The sequence below is a fragment of the Methanocalculus taiwanensis genome, assembly GCF_024372745.1.
GTDB classification, from domain to species: domain Archaea; phylum Halobacteriota; class Methanomicrobia; order Methanomicrobiales; family Methanocorpusculaceae; genus Methanocalculus; species Methanocalculus taiwanensis.
On the sequence record NZ_VOTZ01000059.1, the window covers coordinates 1 to 2,062 of the forward strand.

General features: G+C 37.1%; 1 pseudogene. It reads right to left on the reverse strand.

From position 1 onward, the window contains the following. A pseudogene (locus FTO68_RS11750) lies at positions 1-1,462 on the reverse strand (PKD domain-containing protein); the annotation flags it as partial. Positions 1,463-2,062 lie beyond the last annotated feature (600 nt).

Here is a 2,062-nt window from a genome sequence, read left to right on the forward strand (position 1 = left end):
GCGTCCACGTACTGCCGGTGCTATACTCCCATTTCCATGAGGTCGGAGTGTTTGAGGATTGATCAGTGAACTGCACCGTGAGGGGAGCGGTACCGGTTGTGGGTGACGCGGTGAAAGCGGCTACTGGAGGAATTGGATCAACAGTAAAAGCAAGAGATCTTAAACCCTGATCGATAATCCTATCTGAGCCATCATGACAATTTGACTCAAGATATGGCACAAAATAATATTTGCCGGGTTCTTTTGGTTTGTATGTTGTTTGAAGAGATAATGATGATCCTTTCATAATATTGTTATATAATAGTGTTTCAGGGATTTTCAGGAGAACTACGTGATTATTAGCAGAATCTGTTAATTTAATATAGGAATATACTTTAGCAGTAGTAGGGTTCGTGAAAAAATCCCAAATCGTTGTGTCCCATCTGATTCGGGATTCTATATTTACTATCTCACCTTGTTTAATAGTTATAGGAGGATAGTAACCATTAAATTTAATATAATCAATACAAGGATGGTCTCGGATGAAATCATATTCATAGGATGTCGGCCAGTAACCAAAATTTATTTCTCTCTTTCCCCATAATTCTTTTAGTTTTAATGTTCTACTATCTGATGGTTTGAAAAAAACATAAATTTGATAATCCACTCCAGTCTCAAGTTTCTTCGGTAAGGTAATCTGCACGATATTTGTAGTACTAAAGATATCGACAGAGCCTGACGTTTCAAATTGAACTCCATCCAGTCGATAAATATCTACATAATACCTACCAGGATAAGGAAGTGATTCCTTATTTATATTGTAAATATTTACCTTTACTTCTCTTGTTGCATCAATCGTGGGATCCAAACATTTATCATCTAATTCATCATTTTTACCAATTCTGGTTATACCATTTATTTCCAATGAACTATTTATGTCAGAAAAACCTGAAGATGAATTTGAATATTCCTTTGTTAACGGAGTATACCAAACAATGAGTTCCTGATCGATAATATCTGGAGATTCATGCAAGTTAACATTCGACCAAAGAAGTAATGAAGAACCATTAATGATCTCTTCATCCATGACATAGGGGAGGAAACTATCAAACGAATCAGTTATCCTTATGATAGATATTGTTTGATTGTTCAGATTAAATGGGAACTCATATAAAAACGAAGTCTCATTTGATGAGATAAGGATCCCCTCCGACAAAGCAATCGAAAAAAAACATGAACTCTCATAAAGTATATTCGAGATACTTGCGTTCTGTGGTTTCCATTGCTCTGAATACGACTCGGTATCCGGACTCTCAAACACCCAATCGATTATAGAATCCTCGCCATCATAACCATATCCCCCTTCTTCTACTACATCTATTTCAGTAGAGAGAGTTGGACATGGTATTTCATAAGCAGCTATTTCCTTTTCGGGATCAAAATTCATCGATGATTCTTCCCCGCCAACCACCGGAAACATCACAATAAGCAATAAAAGTATAACACTAAAAATGATTTTTTTGTTCATCATTGTCCCAATCTCACTTAACTTTTTTTTCGCCGATATGCGTGTGAAGGGATGATGATGATGATAATGATGATGGCACTAGTTGTTAAATTACACATACATATTGGAAATATACATTTACTTTTTTTAACATAACATTAAGATATCGATTTGATTATAACGAGCTTCTCGATTAATCTAACAAAAAATAATAGTGATAGTTTGAAAAGAGGAGGGGCCTACATTGCCGATAGTATAATCCGGCACGATTGATGCGGGGCAACGTTCTCCACCAGCAATCTGGATCTGTTTCCTGACGTTCCGTTTTTATAACCCACTCTGACCCAATCTTCTTTCCCGGAACAGTTCCTTGAACCCCATCGCTTTCAGCTGCTCCCTCATCTTATCCGTCAGGTTCAGGTACCAGAACGCCTTCCCCTGCCCTGCACCCTGTCTTCGGCAGTAAAACCTTAACTATCAAACATTTACGTACATAGTTTTATATGCAAGTACAGGTTTAATATTCAATTGTTCTACTATGGCTCTTGTAGATGGCTCGAATGTCACAATATCCCA